The organism is Ruegeria sp. BE9 (genome assembly GCF_056538765.1).
On the sequence record NZ_JBQFTS010000007.1, the window covers coordinates 234,078 to 254,788 of the forward strand.

General features: G+C 55.9%; 21 protein-coding genes and 1 tRNA gene. 8 read left to right on the forward strand and 14 right to left on the reverse strand.

Features of this window, described 5'->3' with window-relative positions:
• Positions 1-2: 2 nt before the first annotated feature.
• The gene (locus ACR0EO_RS18160; protein ID WP_480692230.1) at positions 3-971 is read right to left on the reverse strand and encodes a PfkB family carbohydrate kinase; all 969 of its coding nucleotides are present in this window, start codon (positions 969-971) and stop codon (positions 3-5) included.
• 124 nt (positions 972-1,095) lie between these two features.
• Between ACR0EO_RS18160 and ACR0EO_RS18165 the strand changes: the two genes are divergently transcribed.
• Complete coding sequence (locus tag ACR0EO_RS18165) at positions 1,096-2,199, forward strand: Gfo/Idh/MocA family protein (protein ID WP_480692187.1); 1,104 nt, start codon at positions 1,096-1,098, stop codon at positions 2,197-2,199.
• Between the two features lie 36 nt (positions 2,200-2,235).
• Positions 2,236-3,369 carry a Gfo/Idh/MocA family protein gene (locus ACR0EO_RS18170; RefSeq protein WP_480692189.1) on the forward strand — a complete coding sequence of 378 codons (1,134 nt, stop codon included), beginning with the start codon at positions 2,236-2,238 and terminating at the stop codon, positions 3,367-3,369.
• On the opposite strand, the gene ACR0EO_RS18175 is transcribed toward ACR0EO_RS18170, so the two are convergent.
• The 3 genes from ACR0EO_RS18175 to ACR0EO_RS18185 all read right to left on the reverse strand — a co-directional run bounded on the left by ACR0EO_RS18175 (position 3,370) and on the right by ACR0EO_RS18185 (position 5,915).
• Positions 3,370-4,368 carry a LacI family DNA-binding transcriptional regulator gene (locus tag ACR0EO_RS18175; protein WP_480692191.1) on the reverse strand — a complete coding sequence of 333 codons (999 nt, stop codon included), beginning with the start codon at positions 4,366-4,368 and terminating at the stop codon, positions 3,370-3,372.
• 144 nt (positions 4,369-4,512) lie between these two features.
• Positions 4,513-4,588: transfer RNA gene (locus tag ACR0EO_RS18180), tRNA-Val, on the reverse strand.
• A 73-nt stretch (positions 4,589-4,661) separates the two neighbouring features.
• Positions 4,662-5,915: an aminotransferase class V-fold PLP-dependent enzyme gene (locus tag ACR0EO_RS18185; RefSeq protein WP_480692193.1), complete on the reverse strand. Its 1,254-nt coding sequence runs from the start codon at positions 5,913-5,915 to the stop codon at positions 4,662-4,664.
• Positions 5,916-6,145: 230 nt separating this feature from the next.
• On the opposite strand from ACR0EO_RS18185, the gene modA reads away from it, so the two are divergent.
• From modA to modC, 3 genes are read left to right on the forward strand one after another with little or no spacing between them, the layout of a single operon-like run.
• A complete protein-coding gene (gene modA, locus ACR0EO_RS18190) occupies positions 6,146-6,925 on the forward strand; it encodes a molybdate ABC transporter substrate-binding protein (RefSeq protein ID WP_480692195.1) in 780 nt (259 codons plus the stop codon).
• Positions 6,913-7,605, forward strand: a complete 693-nt coding sequence (modB, locus tag ACR0EO_RS18195) for a molybdate ABC transporter permease subunit (protein WP_480692197.1) — start codon at positions 6,913-6,915, stop codon at positions 7,603-7,605. The genes modA and modB overlap by 13 nt, the downstream gene beginning before the upstream one ends.
• Positions 7,602-8,699 carry a molybdenum ABC transporter ATP-binding protein gene (gene modC, locus ACR0EO_RS18200; protein WP_480692199.1) on the forward strand — a complete coding sequence of 366 codons (1,098 nt, stop codon included), beginning with the start codon at positions 7,602-7,604 and terminating at the stop codon, positions 8,697-8,699. The genes modB and modC overlap by 4 nt, the downstream gene beginning before the upstream one ends.
• On the opposite strand, the gene ACR0EO_RS18205 is transcribed toward modC, so the two are convergent.
• Together ACR0EO_RS18205 and ACR0EO_RS18210 are read right to left on the reverse strand one after the other, a co-directional pair.
• On the reverse strand, positions 8,696-9,640 hold the full coding sequence (locus ACR0EO_RS18205; RefSeq protein ID WP_480692201.1) for a Hint domain-containing protein: 945 nt from the start codon (positions 9,638-9,640) through the stop codon (positions 8,696-8,698). The genes modC and ACR0EO_RS18205 overlap by 4 nt on opposite strands.
• Entirely contained in the window at positions 9,630-10,154 is a 525-nt protein-coding gene (locus tag ACR0EO_RS18210) for a toxin-activating lysine-acyltransferase (RefSeq protein ID WP_480692203.1), read from the reverse strand. Before ACR0EO_RS18210 ends, ACR0EO_RS18205 begins: the two co-directional genes overlap by 11 nt.
• A 188-nt stretch (positions 10,155-10,342) precedes the next feature.
• Here ACR0EO_RS18210 and ACR0EO_RS18215 point away from each other — a divergent pair, with 188 nt between their 5' ends.
• On the forward strand, positions 10,343-10,750 hold the full coding sequence (locus tag ACR0EO_RS18215) for a hypothetical protein (protein ID WP_480692205.1): 408 nt from the start codon (positions 10,343-10,345) through the stop codon (positions 10,748-10,750).
• A gap of 6 nt (positions 10,751-10,756) precedes the next feature.
• Here the strand turns inward: ACR0EO_RS18215 and hemF are convergent, their stop codons facing one another.
• From hemF to clpS, 4 genes are read right to left on the reverse strand one after another with little or no spacing between them, the layout of a single operon-like run.
• Positions 10,757-11,641, reverse strand: coding sequence for an oxygen-dependent coproporphyrinogen oxidase (gene hemF, locus ACR0EO_RS18220; protein WP_480692206.1), 885 nt, complete (start codon positions 11,639-11,641; stop codon positions 10,757-10,759).
• 6 nt (positions 11,642-11,647) lie between these two features.
• Entirely contained in the window at positions 11,648-12,448 is an 801-nt protein-coding gene (locus ACR0EO_RS18225) for an SDR family NAD(P)-dependent oxidoreductase (protein ID WP_480692208.1), read from the reverse strand.
• Between the two features lie 37 nt (positions 12,449-12,485).
• Positions 12,486-13,451 carry a class I SAM-dependent methyltransferase gene (locus ACR0EO_RS18230; RefSeq protein ID WP_480692210.1) on the reverse strand — a complete coding sequence of 322 codons (966 nt, stop codon included), beginning with the start codon at positions 13,449-13,451 and terminating at the stop codon, positions 12,486-12,488.
• A 27-nt stretch (positions 13,452-13,478) separates the two neighbouring features.
• Positions 13,479-13,826 (reverse strand): ATP-dependent Clp protease adapter ClpS, encoded by a 348-nt coding sequence (clpS, locus tag ACR0EO_RS18235; RefSeq protein ID WP_480692212.1) that lies wholly within the window; start codon positions 13,824-13,826, stop codon positions 13,479-13,481.
• Positions 13,827-13,919: 93 nt separating this feature from the next.
• On the opposite strand from clpS, the gene ACR0EO_RS18240 reads away from it, so the two are divergent.
• Together ACR0EO_RS18240 and ACR0EO_RS18245 are read left to right on the forward strand one after the other, a co-directional pair.
• A complete protein-coding gene (locus ACR0EO_RS18240) occupies positions 13,920-14,618 on the forward strand; it encodes an HAD family hydrolase (protein WP_480692233.1) in 699 nt (232 codons plus the stop codon).
• A 280-nt stretch (positions 14,619-14,898) separates the two neighbouring features.
• Positions 14,899-16,281, forward strand: a complete 1,383-nt coding sequence (locus tag ACR0EO_RS18245; RefSeq protein WP_480692214.1) for a D-alanyl-D-alanine carboxypeptidase family protein — start codon at positions 14,899-14,901, stop codon at positions 16,279-16,281.
• A gap of 72 nt (positions 16,282-16,353) precedes the next feature.
• Here the strand turns inward: ACR0EO_RS18245 and ACR0EO_RS18250 are convergent, their stop codons facing one another.
• The 4 genes from ACR0EO_RS18250 to ACR0EO_RS18265 all read right to left on the reverse strand — a co-directional run bounded on the left by ACR0EO_RS18250 (position 16,354) and on the right by ACR0EO_RS18265 (position 20,277).
• Positions 16,354-17,601: a hypothetical protein gene (locus ACR0EO_RS18250; RefSeq protein WP_480692216.1), complete on the reverse strand. Its 1,248-nt coding sequence runs from the start codon at positions 17,599-17,601 to the stop codon at positions 16,354-16,356.
• Positions 17,602-17,752: 151 nt separating this feature from the next.
• Positions 17,753-18,514 (reverse strand): LamB/YcsF family protein, encoded by a 762-nt coding sequence (locus ACR0EO_RS18255; protein WP_480692218.1) that lies wholly within the window; start codon positions 18,512-18,514, stop codon positions 17,753-17,755.
• Positions 18,515-18,526: 12 nt separating this feature from the next.
• The gene (locus tag ACR0EO_RS18260) at positions 18,527-19,525 is read right to left on the reverse strand and encodes a 5-oxoprolinase subunit C family protein (protein WP_480692220.1); all 999 of its coding nucleotides are present in this window, start codon (positions 19,523-19,525) and stop codon (positions 18,527-18,529) included.
• Positions 19,522-20,277 carry a 5-oxoprolinase subunit B family protein gene (locus ACR0EO_RS18265; RefSeq protein ID WP_480692222.1) on the reverse strand — a complete coding sequence of 252 codons (756 nt, stop codon included), beginning with the start codon at positions 20,275-20,277 and terminating at the stop codon, positions 19,522-19,524. Before ACR0EO_RS18265 ends, ACR0EO_RS18260 begins: the two co-directional genes overlap by 4 nt.
• Positions 20,278-20,711: the final 434 nt, after the last annotated feature.

A 20,711-nucleotide genomic window follows, 5' to 3' on the forward strand; every position in this document is an offset into this window, starting at 1 on the left:
TCCTATGTCGTCGGGCCAGGATGTTCGGTGAGAAAGGTGTTGAGTTCAGTCGTTGTCGGCATTGCCTGAGCGCAACCAGGTTGAGATACCACGATCGAAGCGCAGGCCGAGCCGCGCATAACCGCGTCTCTCAGCGAATGTCCGTCCGCGATTGAGGCAAGCAGGCCAGCCATAAAACTGTCTCCGGCGCCGTTGGGTTTGATGGCCGTAACGGGGTAAATGCCGGTTTGAATTTCCTCCCCGTCCACCAATGTCACTGCGCCTTTTTCACCCTGTTTATAGATAACGATACGCCCTGGTTTCTCGGCCAGCTCCTTTGCCTTGGCGAACCCCTTTTCGATGCCGCCGGCCATAAAGCCGAACTCTTCGTCGTTGCCGACGATGAGGTCGCTCGCTTCGCCGGCACGAGACAGCACGTCTGCAGCCACTTCGGGCGAGGGCCAGCTGTAGGGGCGGTAGTCGATATCGAAGATGATGGGCAAGCCAGCTGCTCGAGCATTGTCAAAGGCTCGGAAAGTTGCACTGCGGGATGGTTCTGAGGCGAAGACTGTGCCAGCCGAGATCACGGCCGAGAACGCTGAATAGTCTACTTTATCCATGTCTTCTTCGGTGACCTGAAAATCAACTGCGCCGTTCCGATAAATGACGTTCTGAAAGTTCTCGATACGGCTTTCATAAACTGCCAGTGACATGCGGTACTCGCCGCCCAGAACGCGGATGTAAGTTGTGTCGACGCCGTAGTGATGCAGGCGATTTAGGCAGAACCGACCAACTGCGTCATCCGAAACAGATGTGACCAGCGATGCCTGACTGCCCAGCTTTACAAGGCCGGTGCAAATATTGGCAGAAGATCCCCCCAGGTCGGCGCGGAACGTATCAGCATCTTCGCTTTTGACGCCAATGGGATCAGCGAACATATCCATGCCTGCGCGCCCGAACACGGCGAACCGGTTTCCTTTGATACCGTCCATCAAAGCGCTCACGTCATGTCCTCCGGTAATTTGGGGTCGGCAAAGTTTGGACCTTGCGTTGAATCGATTCACACGATACTGATTTTGCAACCGGTTGCAAATGATATGTTCGGAGCCGCGATAGATGCCTGAAATCGGAATTGGAATCGTAGGTGGCGGCTATATGGGCAAGGCCCATTCGGTCGCGATGTCGGCCGTTGGAGCGGTGTTCAACACGACGCTGCGCCCGCGGCTTGAAATGATCTGCGCTTCGACCCCTGAAAGCGCCGAACGTTATCGCTTGGCCTATGGCTTCAAGCGTGCGACGGAAGATTGGCGGGTGTTAGTCAACGACCCAGCAGTAGAGGCTATCGTGATTGCCTCGCCTCAGGAAACGCACCGCCAGATTGCGGAGGCAGCCTTTGCTTTAGGTAAGCCTGTTCTGTGCGAAAAACCTCTGGGCGCATCGACAGAGGATGGCGAGGCAATGGTCGCTGCGGCTGAGGCATCTGGTGTTACAAACATGGTTGGGTTCAACTATGTCCGCACGCCTGCAACACAATTCGCACGAAAGCTTATCCAAGATGGTGAGTTAGGCGACATTACCTGGTTCCGTGGTGAGCATACCGAGGATTTCTATGCCGACCCCGAAGCTCCGGCTACGTGGCGCACAACGGGTATGGCAAATGGTACGATGGGTGATCTGGCCCCGCATATGATCAATGGTGCGCTCGCTCTTATGGGGCCGATCGCCGAGGTCATGGCCGAGGTTGAAACCGTTCACAGCACGCGCCCCGGTGGCAACGTTGATAATGATGACCACGCGCAGATCATGTGCCGTTTTGAAAACGGTGCCATGGGCAACATCTATGTCAGCAGGGTCTCTACGGGCCGCAAAATGGGCTATGCCTACGAGATTTCAGGGACTAAAGGCGCGCTTCGTTTTGATCAGGAAGATCAGAATGCACTGTGGTTCTATCGTCGCGAAGGCCCCGAAGCTCAGCGCGGGTTCACTAAAATTCTAACCGGCCCTGCACATCCGGATTATGAACCTTTTTGTCAGGGTCCAGGCCATGGCACCGGCTATCAGGACCAGATCATCATAGAGGCCAAGGATTTCCTGCAGGCAATCCACACGGGCAAGCCCATCTGGCCAACATTCCACGATGGTCACGAGGTCAATCGCGTTGTGGCTGCAGCGCTGGCGTCGTCCAACGAACGGGCATGGAAAAGCATCCGCGATTTTTAAGCGTGGGCAACAAAACACTGAAGAGAGTTTAGGATCATGGCAAAGCTGAAATGGGGCATGATTGGTGGTGGCGAAGGCAGTCAGATCGGGCCCGCGCACCGATTAGGTGCGCAAGCCGACGGGATGTTTGAGTTTGCGGCGGGGGCACTGGATCACCGCCCCGATGTGGGTCGTGAATACGCGCAGCGGTTGGGTGTAGCGGCTGAACGTGCCTATGGCGATTGGAAGGAAATGCTGGCCGGTGAAAAAGATCGAGCTGACCGCATTGATCTGGTTACGATCGCCACCCCGAACTCTACGCATTTCGAAATCGCCAAAGCCTTTCTCGAAGCTGGATTCAACGTGCTTTGTGAAAAGCCAATGACCATGACTGTGGAAGAGGGGGAGGAAATAGTCCGCGTGGCCGAAGCTTCGGGCAAGATTTGCGCCGTGAACTACTGTTACTCAGCTTACCCAATGGTGCGGCAGGCGCGCGCAATGGTGCGGGCCGGCGACATAGGTAAGGTGCGCCTGGTCGTCACCAACTTTAGCCACGGCCACCACGGCGATGCGACTGATGCGGACAATCCACGGGTGCGGTGGCGGTATGATCCGGCTATGGCTGGGGTGTCCGGTCAATTCGCCGATTGCGGCATCCATGCCCTGCATATGGCCAGCTTTATCTGTGATGATGAGGTGAAAACACTGTCCGCCGACATGGCCTCGACCATTTCCAGCCGTGAGTTGGAAGATGACGCCATGATCAATTTCCGGATGGAAGGCGGAACGGTTGGCCGTCTTTGGACATCGTCTGTGGCCATCGGGCGCCAGCATGGCTTTGACATTCAGGTTTTCGGAGAAACTGGTGGCCTGCGTTGGGCTTCAGAGCAACCAAACCAGTTGATTTACACACCCGTTGGTGGTCGTACGCAAATCATCGAGAAGGGTGAGGGCGGCCTGCACGATGAAGTGCAGCGCTTGTCCCGCGTGGCCATCGCCCATCCCGAAGGCTTTCCGCTGGCTGTTGCCAATATTTATTGCGACTTGGCCGATGCGATCCGGGGCGAAGCGCGCGATGGTCTGCCCGGTGCGCCGGATGGGGTTCGCTCGATTGCTGCCGTGCATGCGGCTGTTGCCTCGGGCAAAGAGGACGGTGCCTGGAAAGATGCCCGTCCGCCGATGTTTCGTTAATCAAGGGCGGGGCCGCAGGGTGCCCCGCTCAATTACTCGGCAGGGGAAGATTCGCGCCTCGGGATAGCGCTTGGGGTCTTTCAGCATCTCTTCAACCAGATCAACCGATGAGGTTATGATCTGTTTGATCGGCTGGTGAATAGTGGTCAGATCGATGTTTTCCCAGCGCGACATCTCCATGTCGTTCAGACCGATGATCCCGATATCCGTGCCTGGTTTTAATCCGTGGTCGTGTAGCGCAGACAGCGCGCCGATTGACAAGATATCATCGCCGCAGAAATACCCCTCGGCGGGGGTGCCCGATAGCAATCGAAGCATTTCGGCGCGCCCTGCGTCAAAGGAATAGGCCCCCGCGAAAGAATGAGAGACCTCCAGATCTGGGTGCTTCTCCACTTCCTCCATGAAGCCACGATACCGGTCCGTGGCTGAGGTCGCATCTTTTGGCCCGCCCAGATACCCCACCTTTCGGTAGCCGCGCTCCAGCAGTTCCCGCGCTGCCATACGCCCACATTCCACGTTGTCGATGCCAACGACGTGCACCTCGGGTGACGTGGCAGAGCGCCCGAAAGTATGCACCACCGGTACGCCCGCGTCGTGGAAGGCTTTAGCGAAGCTTGGCGGTAGCGTAGACGAGGCAACGATTGCCGCATCGACTGAATACTGCCTTAGCATCCGAACCGAGTTAGCAGGCTCTGTTTCGTCGGTCAGGTTAACGATCAATGGGCGCAGTCCGCGTTCCTGCAGGGCGCGAGTGAACTGATCGAACACTTCCAGAAAGATCGGGTTGTGAAAGTTGTTCGAGACCAGCCCGATCAGCTTGGTTCGTCCTGTTGTCAGTGACGATGCCAGCGCATTGGGGCTGTACCCCAGTTCCTGAGCCGCTTTTTCAACTTTGCTTCTGGTCTTGGCCGAGACCGACGCGCCTTCGGTAAAGGTTCGAGATACGGCTGAGCGTGAAACGCCGGCCAGTGCGGCCACATCTTTCAAAGTGACGCTCATTACTGGCACCGTTGAAGCGGCGAGAGGCTGGTAGGTGAATTCATGGGGAAATACTATGCGCCAGAACGTCAGCTTTGCAATCGGTTGCAAAGTCCGTGCCGAAATAACGTCCGGTCCGTGGCATTTCCGCGATAAGAGAGGGAATGGTGGGTGATGAGAGACTCGAACTCCCGACATCTTCGGTGTAAACGAAGCGCTCTACCAACTGAGCTAATCACCCGTGACGCTGCATGTAGCTAAGCCTGCGAGCAGGCGCAAGTGGGTCTGACACAATTTATTTGAAAAACATTGAATCAGGGCGCCATCTCGTTCACCGCGGTCAGCAATTGCGCCACCTCTTGTTCTGTATTGTAGTGGCACAAAGAAATCCGAATGCAGTCGTTCAATCCCAGAGGATTCAAAACGTTCCCGCTATAGTGGTCAGCCTTGCGAATATGGGTGCGAATGCCCTGATCGTTCAGCCTTGTTACGACTTCGGCCGAGGGGATATCCTGCACTACAATTGAAACCAGACCCTCACGAGCGGGGTTGTCGGCCCCGGCCAGAACCGTGACATGTTCCATGTCACGAAGACCGGGTAGATTGCCGATACCGTTTATCATCGCATTCGTCAGGTGGGTTTCATAGGCGTGGATGGCGTGACCTGCGGCCTTGATTCGGCTTCGGCGGTCCGAATCGTCTGAAACTTGGGTGCCCAACCAGTCAAAATAGCTGACCACGTCCGACATGGTCGCATAAGACCCAGTGTCCCGGGTTCCGAATTCCCAACCGTTTGCCGGTGCATCGATGAGCTGATCGTGGGGTAGGGCGGTTAACCGGTCAGAAATCCAGGCGATGCCATACCCGTGACGAGAAAAAACCTTGTAAGGAGAGATCGCATAACCATCGACATCGTAGCTATCGATATCCATCTGACCGTGTGCAGCGTGTTGGATACCGTCCACTATGATAAAGCAGTTGGGCGCTACTTCGCGTATAACCTGAGCAATAGCGGCGACATCCATTCCCATACCCGTCACAGGCGAGGCATGCAGGATCGTCGCGACACTGACATCCGGGGTCATAGCGGCGCGGTAGTCGTCTGCGGAAACAAGTCCAGTGTCGTCGCTATGTGGGACGTTAACATAGTCTAAGCCTGCGATGTCAGCCCACCGACGGGCAGCGCTTCGGCTGGCGGGGTGTTCGATCGAGCTACCGATGACCTTACTGCCCTTGGGGGCATTCACACAGGCGGTGCGGATCATGCGAAACAGAAGTTCGGTTCCGCTTTCTCCAACAAAAAACTGTCCGGCCGAGGCATTCATAAAGACGGACAAGTCTGCCTTGGCTTTTTCGATGATGTCGACCAGAGCACGGCTAGCAACATTATCACGGCCCTGATTGTCTGGGATGGCGGCGAATTTGGCTGAGGTCTCGATGACTGAGTTCAATGTCAGTGCCCCTCCCGCATTCTCAAAAAAGATGCGCGGCCCCTGAAATGGACAGGTTTCGACATGGGCAAAACGTGCGCGGATGGCGTCAATCAGGCCTGGCGTGGTGTGGAGCATTGTCGGAATCCTGTCTTAGTTCTTAGAGACAGGATCGCCCCGCTGGCACCCGGGATCAATGGCGTTTGCGACACCGGAGGCGGCCCAACTGACGGAAATGGTTGCACGATCCAGTTATTCCCGGAGTTTTCGCTATGTTGCGTTGCCAAGGTTTCGCAAAGGCGCTTGCGCGCCACCTGTTGCCTCAGATATCCCCGATAGGGACTGTTATCCTCTAGGCGGGAGTAAACATGGTCCTGTCCCTTGCGCGCCGATTCTTGTTTTCGGCTCTGGTGTTAAGCACCGTGACGCTGGCTCCGATCCGGGCTGGGGCGACCGAGGTTTTGGTTTTCGCAGCTGCCAGCCTAAAAACCGCCTTAGACGAGATTGCGCCCGCCTTCGAAGAGCAGACTGGGCATGAGGTCACCGTTTCCTATGCAGCATCTTCGGTGTTGGCGCGGCAAATCCAATTGGGCGCGCCTGCGGATCTCTTCATCTCAGCCAATGTCGACTGGATGGACGTGCTGCAGGACCAAGGTCTTATCAATGAAACGTCACGTGTCGACTTGCTGGGCAACGGTTTGGTTTTGATTGGTGGTGCGGATCAAGCTGAGCTTGGTTCCATGCAATCCGATTTGGATCTGGTTGCGGCCTTGGACGGCGGGCATCTGGCAATGGCGTTGGTCGATGCGGTTCCGGCCGGCATTTACGGCAAAGCCGCATTGCAGAACCTTAATCTGTGGGAGGATGTACAGGGCCAGGTGGCTCAGACCGACAATGTGCGCGCAGCGCTCGCTTTGGTCGCTGCGGGGGCGGCACCGCTGGGCGTTGTTTATCGGTCAGATGCGCAAGTGGAATCCAGAGTTCGGGTTGTCGCCACATTTTCATCCGACTTGCACCCGCCGATCATCTACCCCGCAGCCGTGACATCAGTCGGCGAGCCTGAAGCGCAAGGTTTCTTGGACTATCTGAAATCTGACACCGCACGATCGGTCTTTAACGCACAAGGCTTTGCAACATGGGGTGGCTAGGGCCTGAAGAATTAGAGGCACTGAAGCTGTCTTTGCGCGTGTCATTTTGGGCGACGCTAGTGACGTTACCATTCGGCATATTCGTGGCCTATGCACTGGCCCGTTGGCGGTTTCCCGGGCGTCAGCTGCTGAATGGTCTGGTACACTTGCCTTTGATCCTTCCTCCGGTTGTGACGGGTTACCTGTTGTTGCTGACCTTCGGTATTCAGGGGCCATTGGGCAAGTTTTTGGGTGAATTTGGCATAGTTTTTGCCTTTCGCTGGACCGGGGCCGCACTGGCCGCCGGGATAATGGCCTTTCCCCTGATGGTGCGCGCCATTCGCCTGTCTATTGAGGCCGTGGACCCCAAACTGGAACAGGCTGGCGCGACGCTCGGCGCATCGCGGCCTTTTGTGTTCGCAACTGTCACTTTGCCGATGATACTGCCGGGCGTTATCGCGGGTGCCATTTTAGCCTTTGCCAAGGCTATGGGCGAATTCGGCGCGACGATCACCTTTGTGTCCAACATCCCTGGACAAACCCAAACGTTGCCCTCAGCAGTTTATGCGTTTCTTCAAGTGCCCGGAGGCGAAAGCGCGGCGACGCGACTGGTTCTCATCTCAATCGTCATAGCGATGAGCGCCCTGCTGCTTTCTGAGTATGTCGGCCGCCGTGCAGCTGCGAGGGTGTCTGGATCATGAGCCTGTCCGTTCACCTTCAACACGAACTTCCGGATATCAAGCTGGACCTCAGTTTTGAGGCACCGTCGGGTGTAACTGTTTTGTTCGGCCGGTCAGGGTCGGGGAAAACAACGGTCGTCAACGCCGTCGCGGGATTGCTGCGACCCGATGCCGGGCGTGTCGCCGTAGACGAATGGGAGCTTTTCGACACCGAGAAAAAGCTCTGGTTGCCGCCGCACCGTCGGCGTCTGGGGTATATCTTTCAGGAAGGTCGTCTGTTCCCTCATCTTACTGTTCGCCAAAACTTATCTTACGGTCGATGGTTCGCGCCAAAGGGCGCGCGCCGTGAAGACCCGGATAAAGTGGTTGAAATGCTGGGTATCGGGCACTTGTTGGATCGTCGCCCTGCCGGTTTGTCCGGTGGTGAGAAACAGCGTGTCGCAATTGGTCGGGCTTTGTTGGCCAGCCCAAAACTGATCCTTGCGGATGAGCCGCTGGCGGCGTTGGACGATGCGCGCAAGGCTGAGATCCTGCCGTATTTCGAACGTCTAAGGGATGAAGTCTCGGTGCCCATTTTGTACGTCACACATTCTGCGGCTGAGGTCGCCAGGCTGGCAACATCTGTCGTCGCGCTACAGGATGGCAAAGCCGTACGACATGGACCAGCCTCTGAAGTGTTGGCCGACCCTTCAGTGGCGCCAGCAGGTGTTCGGGCCGTAGGTGCGGTTTTGCAGGTCAAGGTACGTGAACACCACTCCGATGGTCTGACGGAACTTGATGCAGGCGGCGCACGCCTGTTTTTGCCCCTCATTCCGCATCAGATTGGCGAAGACCTACGTATCCGGATTCCGGCTCAAGAGGTTATCCTGTCGAGTAAACGGCCAGAGGGGTTGTCGGCTCTGAATATGCTGGAGGGCGCGGTCGAAACGATCCGCGCAGGCGACGGGCCCGGGGCGATTGTGTCCGTGAAAACCTCAGCCGGAGTTGTTCTGGCTCGGGTCACGCGCCGCTCGGTCGCGGCGTTGGGGTTAGAGCCGGGTAAACCCTGTTTTGCGGTTATTAAAACGGTCGCTTTGGCACCGCAGGACGTTGGGGGGCGGTTGACCGCATCCTAAACCAGCGCGCGGGCCTCGAATTCGCGAAGGATCATGCGGGCGGCCCGCCCAAAGCTTGCCCTTTCAAGGTTTGCTGTATCCGGAAATATAGCCGCCAGTTCCTGCAGGCCTTCTGACGACATGATGTAAAGCGCCTCATCGCCCAGATACAGGCTTTCCGCCAGCGCCCCATCTGCGTTCAGAATCTCATGTCGGTCGAGAAGAATGTGCATGTACTCAACAGGCTCGGTTGAATAATCCACTTCTATGCCGGGCCAGGAACAGAGGTGCTTGGCTGCAACCAAAGCCTCAGTGGCACCAAACAGCATTTCAACTTTAGGGCCTCGGATCAGCATCCGATGCTGTTGCGATACTAACAAATCGCGTTCAGGCGTACCGTAACCAAGACTGCCTGCCGCTATGCGAACAGGGCGCATGGCAGGTTGGTCGCGTAATCGCTCGGCTTCCATTTTGCTGCTTTCGATCCAACGAATTTCTTGAACCCCGTTGTCGAGCGTCAAGACCCGATCGCCGACGCTCAGATCTTCGATGAGACGAGGACCAGAGTCGGTTTCAATCAAGGTGCCCGCGGTAAAGCACACGCCGGTGACGGTGATCGTTACGTCTTGTGTCGCGGTGTTATTGAAAAAGACAAAGCCATCGTTAACGCCCCAGGCTGTGGCTGTGGCCTCAAATGTGATCGTCGCCGTTTCCCCATTGTCCAAGGTGTCGTACCAGTCTGGGTTGACGTCATAGGTCCAATTACCATTGTTATCGATGGTTGCCGTTCCGAAGGTCGGGTCATTGGACGTAATATCCCACGTCGTTCCTAGCGGAGTTATGCCGCCCGGATAGGTGACATCCGTGTCCAATGTGCCGCTGGCCTGATTTGGCGGATCGCCTGTGACTGCGCCGGTCAGATCGCCGCTGATTTCAATTCGAATTGCCGGATTATTGACCATCGCTCCACCCTTCCTCGGTCAGTTTCCGTTCAAACTGTTTCTTGCGATACAAGCTCATGTGCACGTCCCCGTGGTCATCTCTTGTCCACTCAACGATGCGCTGGTTGTTCAGATCACTATCCATCCGGTTGGTCCGCACGCGCGGATGAGGGATTTCTTGTTTTAGAATTTCCACCATTTGACGGGTCTGACCAAACGGAGCCACCAAATCGACGATCCAGAAAGACTTGCCGCTGGTGAAATCCTTGTCGGTCAGTGGTTCTTCTTTCACCGCAAACCGATGTTCGGCATCGGGGCTGAGGCCAGCGAACGTAACGAACCCGCGGGGGAAGCCGTTTTGCCGAAAGATATGGTACTGCCCCAATCTGAAAGGCGTTTCGAAGGCGTAGAGAACTTGGGCAAGACTGCGTTTTTGATGCGTCTTGGTGAGACCTGCCAGATAAAACATCGCCCCGAAATCTGCGTACTTTTCCGACGGGATATCGAACCAGTCTTTTGGAAACGTCTTACCCAACCCAAGCCCCATTCAAAAAGCAATATTTGAATGCTAATCGCTAATCTCTTGAAATAATACTGTTTTGCGGCTCGCAGAAAATCGGTGTTGTATTGGGGCAAAGCCTGCCGTTGGGGGCGCGAACTTTACTCGGCCAGTGCGTCCACTATGATCAAGCGCAGGTTTGGATTGCGATCAGGGAATTTGATATGTGGCTTTGGAAGGTGGCCGGCACGGCGGCGTTGATCATTTTGCCTGGTTTTGTGCAAGCTTTGGGATTGAGCCCGAGTGTCCGGCCTCATTACCGGACGGAGATCACTCCGCTGCAGAATGGTGAGTTTCTGGTAAAGGCAATTGGGTCGTCGGCGCCGGTGAACTATTGGTGCGGTATTGGGGACTTTGTCCTTTTGAGACTTGGGCTGCCAAGCTCACAGCGTATCTACATTTCAAAGGCCTATGAGCCCGGGGTGCGAACAGTGCAATTTTCCCTGACACCGCCCCCTGGTGCGGATACGAAGCCGGGATACTCCGTTACCGTAAAGCGGGTAGGCGCGAACATGTCAGCCGCTTCTGCGGTTCGTTACTGTGATGACAACTTTATGGAGTTTGATTTCTGACCGAAATCAAACCCACTTTGCCAGCGGTGGTAGGCTCATGAGGACAGCGTCTGGATCATGGCCAGTCTCGAGCCCGAACTTGGTCCCACGGTCGTAAACCAGATTGTATTCGGCATAGAGGCCGCGGTGTACCAGTTGAGTGTTTTTGTCCGCATCGTCAAAGGCCTGAACGCGGCGTTTCTCGACCAACGGCAAAAAGGCGGGCAGAAACGCGCGGCCGATGTCCTGTGTCAGAGCAAAATCTGATGACCACTCCCCGGTGCAGTAGTCATCCATAAAGATACCGCCAACGCCCCGAGCGCGCTTGCGGTGGGGAATGTAAAAATACTCGTCGGCCCATTCTTTCAGCCGTGGATAGTGCCCAGGACCGTGCGGGTCCAAATGCGACTTCTGGGTGGCGTGGAAATGGGCGGTGTCGTCATCATATTCGATGCAAGGGTTCAGATCCGAACCGCCACCAAACCACCAAGCGTGCGGTGTCCAAAACATGCGGGTGTTCATGTGAACCGCCGGCACATGGGGGTTTTGCATATGAGCAACCAGCGAAATTCCCGAAGCCCAAAAGCGCGGATCGTCCGCCATGCCGGGTATGCCCTTGCGCGCGGCCATGGCTTGTTGCGCCCGCTCGCCCAAAGTGCCGTAGACGGTTGATACGTTGACGCCGACCTTCTCGAATACGCGGCCGCCGCGCATTACCGACATCAGCCCGCCACCTGCATCAGACCCATCCTGCGACTGGCGTTCCGTCTGTTTGACTTCGAACCGACCGGGGCTGGCATCTGAGAATGGCCCGATGTCGTGACTGTCTTCTAAGGCTTCAAATGCGGTGACGATCTCATCACGCAATTGGCGGAACCAAGCTGAGGCGGTGGTTTTTTCTGTATCGAACATTTTGGCTTAATGAGCTGGAGCGGCAACGGGGTCCAGCAATGTGCGGCCGCCGTCGATAGTCAGGATCTGTCCGGTGATGAAACCCGCCGCGTCCGAGGCCAGAAACTGCGCGGTTTCAGTCAATTCAGTGGGTGCTGCGATCCGGGCCAGTGGTGTGTGTTTCTCGATATCATCGCGAAAGCCGCGGTTCTCTTTCAGCGTGGATTGCAGTGATGCACTCATAACGGACCCCAACGCGATCGAGTTCACCCGAATGTGGTTTGGGGCCAGCGCAACAGCCAGCGAGCGTGTCATCTGGTCCAATGCCGCAGTCGACACTGAATACGCCATCAAGTCGGGGTGAGTACGCCGTGCAGCAATTGAAGAGAGGTTGATGATTGAGCCAGCCAGACCTTCGTTATCGTCTCCAGCTTGTTTGATCATCCGTTTGGCCACCAGTTGGCTCAGGCGCAAAGCGGGCATCAGGTTCTGGTTCAGCAATGTGCGCACCGAGTCGTCTTCGGTATCTAGCGGATCAGACTGGATGACCTGCCGTGCACCGTTAATCAGAATATCTACCTGATCGAACGCATCGATGGTGGCGGACAAAAGGTTCGCAATGGTCAGCTTTTCCCGAAGATCTCCCGCAAAGAAGCGGATATTGCTGTCATCAGCCTGCTCGCCCAGTTCCTCGGCCAGCCGCTTTTCATCCATGTCTGCGAACATGACATTGGCACCTGCGTCGGCAAAGTGGCGCCCGATGGCCAGCCCAACACCGTTGGCTCCGCCGGTTACAATTGCGGTTTTGCCAGCTATGGAAAAGGACATTCGTAAACTCCTGAGTTGCGGCGCAGGTTAACCGGGATCACCGCCGAGGGCGAGAGGCGTGAAACACCTTGAACCGATTGTCGCCGGTCACTTCTTCGACATGCGCGAAAGCGTCGGTCAGAGTGGATTCGTAGGGCAGATGGCGGTTTGCCACCATCCACAAGCTGCCATTGCGGGTCAGTATATTGGCCGCCGTCTTTATAAAGCCTTGGCCCAACGCAGGATCAGCACTGCGCGACGTATGGAACGGCGGGTTCATGACCACTGCATCAATAGGTTCCGGAGCGCGCCATGTCACCGCATCAGCCCAATGGAACTGAGCGCGAGCATCGTTGACGTTCGAGCGGGCACAAGTCAGTGCGATGTGGTCTGCTTCGACCAAATGCAGCACCTTCAGGCCACTGGCTTTGAGTAGGCCGGCTGAAAGATACCCCCAGCCCGCTCCCAGATCTGCGACCCGCGCGCCCAGCTTGTTGGGGAGGGCCGATTGCAACAAGGCCGAAGCCGGATCAACACCGTCAGCAGAAAATACACCCGGAGCGGTTTGAAATTTGCCGACAGTTTGCTTTGTAGGCGGCGCCCAGTCCTCAAATGCCTTGGGGTTCGATTGGAACCAGAAAATTTTGCCATGAGCCTTTGATATTGGCCCTTCCACTGGAACGCGTTTTCGAATGTCCTTTAGCAGGCTGTCGACGCCATCGGTCTTTGCGCCATCGACCACGACGACCCCAGTGGCGCGGTTACAAGCCTTATGCACCATGCTGCGGGCCAGAGCCTTGGCGCGAGGCAAGATCACGATAGCATCCTGACACGCCTCATGCGCCTGGGAAACCGTAGCAAAGCCTTGGGCGGCAAAATGGTCATGAAAAGGTTTGAAAGGCTGAACGACTTGTGTCTCGCGTGGCAGAGCGGACAGGTCGCTGTCCATTGTCGGTCCAAGCACCGTCAAAGGTTGCGACAACAAGAGGCCGCTTTGCAGGGCAAGATCAAGACGAGGGGACATAAGCGATTTGGAAAGAGAGGCAGAGCCTTACTCTTCCCGTTCCATTGTGCATTGCAGGGGGTGCTGATGCCGACGGGCAAAGTCCATCACTTGGCCTACCTTGGTCTCGGCGATTTCGTGGCTGAATACGCCTACGACGGCCACGCCTTTTTTGTGGACGGTCAGCATAATTTCGAATGCCTGCGCATGCGTCATGCTGAAGAAACGCTCCAGCACATGGACTACGAACTCCATCGGGGTGTAGTCATCATTCAGCAGCAGAACCTTGTACAGCGGAGGGCGCTTGGTCTTAGGCCGCGTCTGTACCAGGACCGACGAATCCGCATCATCGTCGTCCTCCGGTTTGTCAGACATCATCCATTGGTGTTCAAACATCGTGTTCTACTGTCCGATTCAGGCTTCGGTTTGTCTGAGCGCTTATATAACGTCGAACTGGCCGGAGAAAAGAGCAAGCAGGACGTATTCGCCATGGGGCAAAACCTTACCACAATCGGCTTCGATGCGGACGATACTTTGTGGCACAATGAGCGGTTTTTTCAGCTGACACAGGCTCATTTCACCGATTTGCTGGCCGATCACGCCGAGAGGGAGCACTTGTTGGACCGTCTGTTGGCGGCTGAAAAGCGCAATATCAGGCACTACGGATACGGAATCAAAGGCTTTACCCTGTCCATGATCGAAACCGCGATCGAAGTGACTGATGACCGTGTTCCCGCCTCGGTCATTCGTCAGCTGATTGAGGCCGGCCAAGAGATGCTGGCCCATCCTATAGAGCTGTTGCCCCATGCCCGCGAAGCGATTGAGGGTGTGGCGGCGACCCATCGGGTTGTTTTGATCACTAAAGGAGACCTGATCGACCAAGAGCGCAAACTCGCGCAGTCCGGGTTGGGAGAGTTGTTCGATGGCGTCGAGATTGTGTCCGAGAAAACAGCGCAAACCTATGAGAGCATTTTTGCTCAGTACGAAGGACCGGCTACGGCCATGATGGTTGGGAACTCAATGCGCTCTGATGTGGTTGCCCCGATCCAGGCAGGGTGCTGGGGCGTGTATGTTCCGCACGGACTGGTGTGGGAAATCGAACAGGCCGAAACGCCGGCAGACAGTCCTCGGTACCGAGAGCTGCAAGATTTGGGCGAATTGGCGGATCTTGTTCAGGCTTTAGGCTAATGTTGCCTAATGGCCGCAGTTTCGGAAAATCGATGTAAGCCAGCGGCATAATCTGGTCATTTTCATGGATTTGGTGGGGGTGAGGCTGTGTTCGGCCATATCTGGTATGCCTGAGGTGATGGGGCCTAACGGCGAATTTATGAGCTTTCGGTTTATTTCGCCGGTCCTCTGTGTTAGCCTGACAATAATAAAATAAATGAAATGCTGATCGGGAAAACCCGACGGCTCGAGGTAGACAGAGGCAAAGATCGTGCAGGTTCGGCGGACAGTTCCGGCCCGGATGGGCTTACTCCTTATGGCATTTTTGTGGATGCTTTCCTTTGCGCCGTTGCAAGGGATAGCGGCCCCTTATGCGGCGATGGTCATTGATGCGCGCACCGGAGAGGTGCTGCACTCGCGCAACGCCGATACTCGACTGCATCCTGCCTCGCTTACCAAGATGATGACCTTGTACATCGCATTCGAAGCGGTGCGAAATGGGGAAATCACTCTGGACACGCCGGTCCGTATCACCAAAAAAGCAGCATCCGAGCCGCCTTCGAAACTGGGTTTGCGCACGGGACAAACAATTGCATTCCGATATCTTATCCGTGCTGCTGCAGTGAAATCAGCCAACGATGCAGCGACGGCCATCGGTATTGCGATCAGCGGGTCCGAGGCTGCCTTTGCGCGCCGCATGACCCGCACCGCCAAAGCCATGGGGATGAGCCGTACAACGTTCAAAAACGCGCATGGCCTGACCGAATCGGGGCATCTTTCGACAGCGCGTGACATGACCACGCTCGGCCGTCACCTGCTGTATGACTATCCGCAGTATTATAATCTGTTCTCGCGTCAATCGACCCACGCTGGAATCAAAACAGTTCCGAATACAAACCGTCGCTTGCTGGCCGCCTACAAAGGCGCGGACGGTATCAAAACCGGTTACACGCGCGCTGCAGGTTTCAACCTAGTTGCTTCGGCAAAACGCAAAGACGAGCGCATCATCGCTACTGTTTTTGGGGGCAAATCCGGCGCATCGCGTAACGCGCGGGTTGCAGAGCTTCTGGATATGGGCTTCCGCCGTGCACCATCGCGCGCGCCGATCCGTAAGCCGGCCCGCCCAGTCTATGCTGGAAATGTAGGGCTGGGCGCGACAGTCGCGGCCGTAACCGGCGCGCCGACGAAAAGTCTGCGCCCCTTGCTGCGCCCCGGACCAGGGGCAGCTGTTCAGGTTGCTGGTACGGTTGCAGCATCGGCTGCCAAGAACGGTACACGCATTCAGGATGGAATCGCTGCAGCCATTGCAGCAGCGGATGTCAAAGCGCCTAATGACGACACGACGCGCCCGGCCGCGCGCCCAGATGATCTGGTTCTTGCCTCGACCGGACCGGTCGAGCAGCCCGAGCCGGAACAGGAAATCGTTACGCGCCTCTCTACGTCCGGTGGACATCTGTGGGGCGTCAATGTTGGCCGCTATACAACTCGATACGAGGCAGAAAAGGTTCTTCTGAAAACCGCCCTTTCCGAGATGACCACGCTGGACGGCACTCTTCGCAAGGTAAATCAAAGTTCGCGCGGGTTTGAGGCGACATTCCAGGGCATGACCCGCGAACAAGCCGATCTGGCTTGTCGCAGGCTTCAGGCTCGTAATGTCACGTGTTTCATGATCGGACCGTCATAAGATCCGACATAAACTCTCCTGGATGGGTCTGGGCTGTGAGGAAACTCGCAGCCCATTTTTTATCAGGAGGGCTTAATCAAACACGTGACCGTGCTGATACTGTTCGTCCTGCCCAGCAGCAGCTGTCAGGGCCGCCACGTTGTCCTTTGTAAAGAACCCATCATATTTGTGGCAGCGTTCTATGTATTCGGTGATCAGCAGCGTGTTTTTCGAGTGTTTCGAGAAGATCTGCTTGAGGTTCGGATCATCTTTGCACTCTCCCACCACATGCGCCAGAAACGGTACGCCTTTGTCCTTGAGGGTGTTCACCACGAAATCGACGTTCTTTTCGCCTGCACCATGATCGCCATCCTGAATCTCAACGGCCATGTGATGCAGGCGGCGGCCGAAGTTGCGCACGAAATCCTCGGTTGGCATAGGCAACTGCTCGAACGAGTTCACAAAAGAGGGTGTGTTGTTTGCCGTGAACACTTTGGCCGGTGACTTTTTGTCATCATCTACGCCAGCGTTCCTGTTCACATTGGTCGAGGAGTTCATGTCGAAAATGTTGTACGCCCCCCAGAAATAGTAGGGCACCATGGTAAGGAACTCGAGGATTGCGTCCTCGCGCTCACCGGCGAGAATGCGGGTGGCAAGGTGGTCTATCCCCAGCATTAGCGGTGAGATCTTGCTGTCAGTTCCAAAAGCGGCGGCCTGATCCAGCTGCGACTGCTCGGTGTCACTCAGCAATACGCGGTCGCCCAACCTCAGGCTGTCGGTTTCGTTGAAGTCCAGCGTGGAATATCCGACCCGATTACAGGTGAAGTCAGACGGAGTGGTAAACCGAAAACCTTCCAGCGTGTAAAACGGGTTCTCGGTATCGCCTTCGTACTCAAAGCGGATGTTTTGACCTTCAAGAGTCTTGGTAAGAGCGTTCAGATCGGTAGCACCGTAGATCTCTCCGACATAGCGGGTTTGTGGGGTATTCCGTGCAAGCGGATACATCCGGTTAATGCGTGGGATGAAATCCTCAAAGCTTGGGTTGAGAGGAGCCATCACTATCATAGCGGGGTAGTCCGCATGGGAATGCAGGATCGAGAACTTGTGCGTCAGCCCCATGTATGAGGCGGTGTGACGATATGGGGTCATCACGTACAGTTCGATCAGCGTTTCGAATAGCGCAGTGCTTTCAACCTGAAGAACGATAGCCCTCATGGCACCAACCTGATCGGCGACCCCTGAGGTGTTACGCCGCTCGTAAATCATCGGCAGATATTCGTTGAAGAAATCAGAGTTCTTCTTGTCCCCGCGGGGCTGATAAGACATCAAATCAAAAGACATTAATACACCTCCTTGCGCATGCCCGGTGGTAGTCGGGCGTAGCTATGCTTGGATTTCCAATAATCAGAACATGCACTTGCAGGTATGCTAGGGTCAGAAATCCAAGTGAGCAACAGTAAGAAAGTGGGGTGACGTCGGTACGTCTGTCCGGCTAACGGACGAATTTCGTCACTTCGACACCGCCGGTGACAAGGTTTTCACGTACTGACCGGGCAATTTGCACCGCGGTCGGCCCATCACCATGCAGGCAAATTGTGTCGATCGAGGTCTCAAGCCGCTTGCCGGTTTCGGTGATGATAGCGCCTTCGCGGACCATATTCAGGATGCGCGGACCGGCGACTTCCGGGTCGTGAATGACCGCGCCAGGCAAACTGCGATCGACCAGAGTGCCGTCATCGTTATAGGCGCGATCCGCGAAAATCTCGCCAACCCATTTGCAGCCCAGTTCGCGAACAGCTTCTTCCTGTTTGGTAACGGCTAGAACCATGATGATGATGTCCGGGTCCACGTCCAGCGCGCCCTGATAGCAGGCCCGCGCCATGTCTAAGTCGACCGAACACATATTGGCCAGCGCGCCGTGCAGTTTTAGGTGCCGGACTGTGGTGCCGACGGCTTTGGCCATGCCCATCGCCGCGCCCAGCTGAAACCGCACCAAATTGCGCAAACTGTCGTGAGGGACCTTCATGTTGCGCCGACCGAACCCTTGTAGATCAGGAAAGCCGGGGTGCGCGCCGATGCCAACGCCGTTTTCAGACGCTGCCATCATCGTTTTGGCCATTACATCTGGGTCGCCTGCGTGAAAGCCGCAGGCAATATTGGCAGACGTGATGATCTTTAGGAGGCTTTCATCATCGCCCATTTTCCAGGGGCCAAAGCTCTCTCCCATATCGGCATTCAGATCGACGCTGGGCATCTGTGAAACTCCTTATTCTGTGGCCGAGATCGTTCCGCCGATCAATTGGTAGGACAACAAGTCGGGAATGTCATGCGGGTCGCGGACCAGGGGTTCGACCCGTGTCTTGAGTCGTGATAGTTCGGCCAGAAAGGCCGTCTGTAGCGCGACGGCTTCTTCTATCGAAACGAATTGAAACTGTACCTTTCCTCCTGCGGGTGTTTGGGCCGCGCGGGGCAGGTCACAGGGCAAAACGGTCGCAATACGCGGATAACCACCGGTGGTCTGGCACTCGGGCAGTAGGATGAATGGATTTCCGGTACCGGTCATCTGAATGTCGCCCGGGGTTATGACCTCGGACAGAATGTTCAGCTGACCTTGTGCAGCGAAGCCTTCTCCAGGGCTGTCCAATTGCATTCCCATCCGGTTGGCACGTATGCCGCGTGTGAAAACTGTATCGCCAAAACGGTCCAGCGTACCCTGATCGAACAACGGAGTTTGAAAGCTGGCGACAACACGCAACGTGCCCCCTGAAAAACGATCATCGACGCGTAGCTTTTGACCAGACCCTTCCATGTTGGGCGTAGATGGTAATGAATCACCCGCCATAACTGCGCGTCCAACATTGGCAGTCAGGTGAACAGAGCGTGAGCCGAGAACAACAGGTGCCTCAATCCCTCCACTCAGATGCAGGTAGCCATAGTTTCCCTGTTGAACTGCTCCGATGACAAGCTGCTGTCCAGCCTCAAGAGAGTAAGACGCATTCCATGCGATTGGGGCTCCATCAATGCTAGCCTGCATCGGTGCGCCGGTCAGTGCGATGCTTGTTTTTTGAGTGGCCTCAAATGTACCGCCCACACCGGCCATTTCCAAAGCCGCGCATTCGGAATTTTGACCTAAAAGTGCCGCTCCTTCATGCAAGGCCAATAAGTCTGCAGCACCGGATCGCGACAAGCCTTGGTCCAGATACCCGGACCGCCCCTGATCCTGTATCGTGCAAGAAGGACCGATGCTGAGTACTCGGAGACTCATTCCAGGATCTCCTCGCACGTTGCGCCGCCAGACCCATCAGCGTTGTTGGACTTTATGATCTCCAACTCTTCCGAAGTGATCGGCAGGAATTGCATCTCGTCGCCGGGTCTCAGGGCAAAGCTCTGCTCTGCATCTGGTCGGAAACAGCGAAAGGCCGTCTGCCCCACGTGCCTCCACCCCGTCGGGGTTGGTCCAGAGAACAGTACAAATTGGGATATAGCCAACACCAACGCCCCTTCGGGCACCATAGGGGTGAGCTCTTTGAGACGGGGTATGTTGAACTCAGGCCCAAGCGGCCCAAGATATGGCTGCCCCGGGGCAAATCCGATGGTCAATACGCGGACACGTGTTTCACTCAGGCGCTTTATGGCTTCGTTGGTCGAAAGGCCCGCCTCTGTTGCAGTCTCATCTAATTGTGGCGCCAATCCTCCTCCGTACACAGTCGGCACCTGCCAAAGACGGCGTCCGGACGGAAGAGGGGCTTTATACCAGTCCCTTTCGTGCAGAACCTCGTCGACCTGTTTGGAGATTTCAGTATGCGTCAGACGGGTGGGGTCGAACCGGATATAGGCGGATGCCAGAGAGGTCGAAGTTTCGATTACCCCTTCCCAGTTTAAGGCTTCGACCGCGCCTCGAAACGCAAGTGCCGCCCGATTTGAGGGTTCTGCCATAGTATCGGCAAACGAAACCAATAGGCCGTCCAGGCCAACTGCTCGTATGCAAGGAAAAGAGACTGTGTTCTTTATAGTCATGTCACACTGCGGGCGTATCGTTGTGGTGACCTGACCGTATTCGCGACCGATGCGCAAGGTGCGGTGGAGGATGCGACCGGATTCAACGGCCCGAGTCGGGGTTCAAGGAGCGGAAATGACTCAAAAATGAGTCGTTCTGAATGGTACGACTCGGATTGGGCTTGTGGGTGTGCCCAGCAGACTCACTATATATTGGGGTTTCCCATGCGGGGCGGATATTCAGGTCCATAGCGGTGGTCGCTATCTTCCGGGATAGTCGGTCGGGTGGTGCCGATTTATGCTTCTTAAGACGTTGAAAATTATACAGAAAAACAAAAAACGCAAAAAAATCGCGCAAGATGTTATTTTCTGCTTGCGGCTTGTTGGTGTTATCCTTAGAACCCCCTTCACCGGCGCTGCTGAGGCGCTAGTGACACACCGGCGAGACGGTGGGA

Bases quoted from the DNA above. Each gene is read 5' to 3' on its own strand.
- ACR0EO_RS18160 (WP_480692230.1), bottom strand. From the start codon at position 971: ATGGACGGTATCAAAGGAAACCGGTTCGCCGTGTTCGGGCGCGCAGGC.
- ACR0EO_RS18165 (WP_480692187.1), top strand. From the start codon at position 1,096: ATGCCTGAAATCGGAATTGGAATCGTAGGTGGCGGCTATATGGGCAAG.
- ACR0EO_RS18170 (WP_480692189.1), top strand. From the start codon at position 2,236: ATGGCAAAGCTGAAATGGGGCATGATTGGTGGTGGCGAAGGCAGTCAG.
- ACR0EO_RS18175 (WP_480692191.1), bottom strand. From the start codon at position 4,368: ATGAGCGTCACTTTGAAAGATGTGGCCGCACTGGCCGGCGTTTCACGC.
- ACR0EO_RS18185 (WP_480692193.1), bottom strand. From the start codon at position 5,915: ATGCTCCACACCACGCCAGGCCTGATTGACGCCATCCGCGCACGTTTT.
- modA (WP_480692195.1), top strand. From the start codon at position 6,146: ATGGTCCTGTCCCTTGCGCGCCGATTCTTGTTTTCGGCTCTGGTGTTA.
- modB (WP_480692197.1), top strand. From the start codon at position 6,913: ATGGGGTGGCTAGGGCCTGAAGAATTAGAGGCACTGAAGCTGTCTTTG.
- modC (WP_480692199.1), top strand. From the start codon at position 7,602: ATGAGCCTGTCCGTTCACCTTCAACACGAACTTCCGGATATCAAGCTG.
- ACR0EO_RS18205 (WP_480692201.1), bottom strand. From the start codon at position 9,640: ATGGTCAATAATCCGGCAATTCGAATTGAAATCAGCGGCGATCTGACC.
- ACR0EO_RS18215 (WP_480692205.1), top strand. From the start codon at position 10,343: ATGTGGCTTTGGAAGGTGGCCGGCACGGCGGCGTTGATCATTTTGCCT.
- hemF (WP_480692206.1), bottom strand. From the start codon at position 11,641: ATGTTCGATACAGAAAAAACCACCGCCTCAGCTTGGTTCCGCCAATTG.
- ACR0EO_RS18225 (WP_480692208.1), bottom strand. From the start codon at position 12,448: ATGTCCTTTTCCATAGCTGGCAAAACCGCAATTGTAACCGGCGGAGCC.
- ACR0EO_RS18230 (WP_480692210.1), bottom strand. From the start codon at position 13,451: ATGTCCCCTCGTCTTGATCTTGCCCTGCAAAGCGGCCTCTTGTTGTCG.
- clpS (WP_480692212.1), bottom strand. From the start codon at position 13,826: ATGTTTGAACACCAATGGATGATGTCTGACAAACCGGAGGACGACGAT.
- ACR0EO_RS18240 (WP_480692233.1), top strand. From the start codon at position 13,920: ATGGGGCAAAACCTTACCACAATCGGCTTCGATGCGGACGATACTTTG.
- ACR0EO_RS18245 (WP_480692214.1), top strand. From the start codon at position 14,899: ATGGGCTTACTCCTTATGGCATTTTTGTGGATGCTTTCCTTTGCGCCG.
- ACR0EO_RS18250 (WP_480692216.1), bottom strand. From the start codon at position 17,601: ATGTCTTTTGATTTGATGTCTTATCAGCCCCGCGGGGACAAGAAGAAC.
- ACR0EO_RS18255 (WP_480692218.1), bottom strand. From the start codon at position 18,514: ATGCCCAGCGTCGATCTGAATGCCGATATGGGAGAGAGCTTTGGCCCC.
- ACR0EO_RS18260 (WP_480692220.1), bottom strand. From the start codon at position 19,525: ATGAGTCTCCGAGTACTCAGCATCGGTCCTTCTTGCACGATACAGGAT.
- ACR0EO_RS18265 (WP_480692222.1), bottom strand. From the start codon at position 20,277: ATGACTATAAAGAACACAGTCTCTTTTCCTTGCATACGAGCAGTTGGC.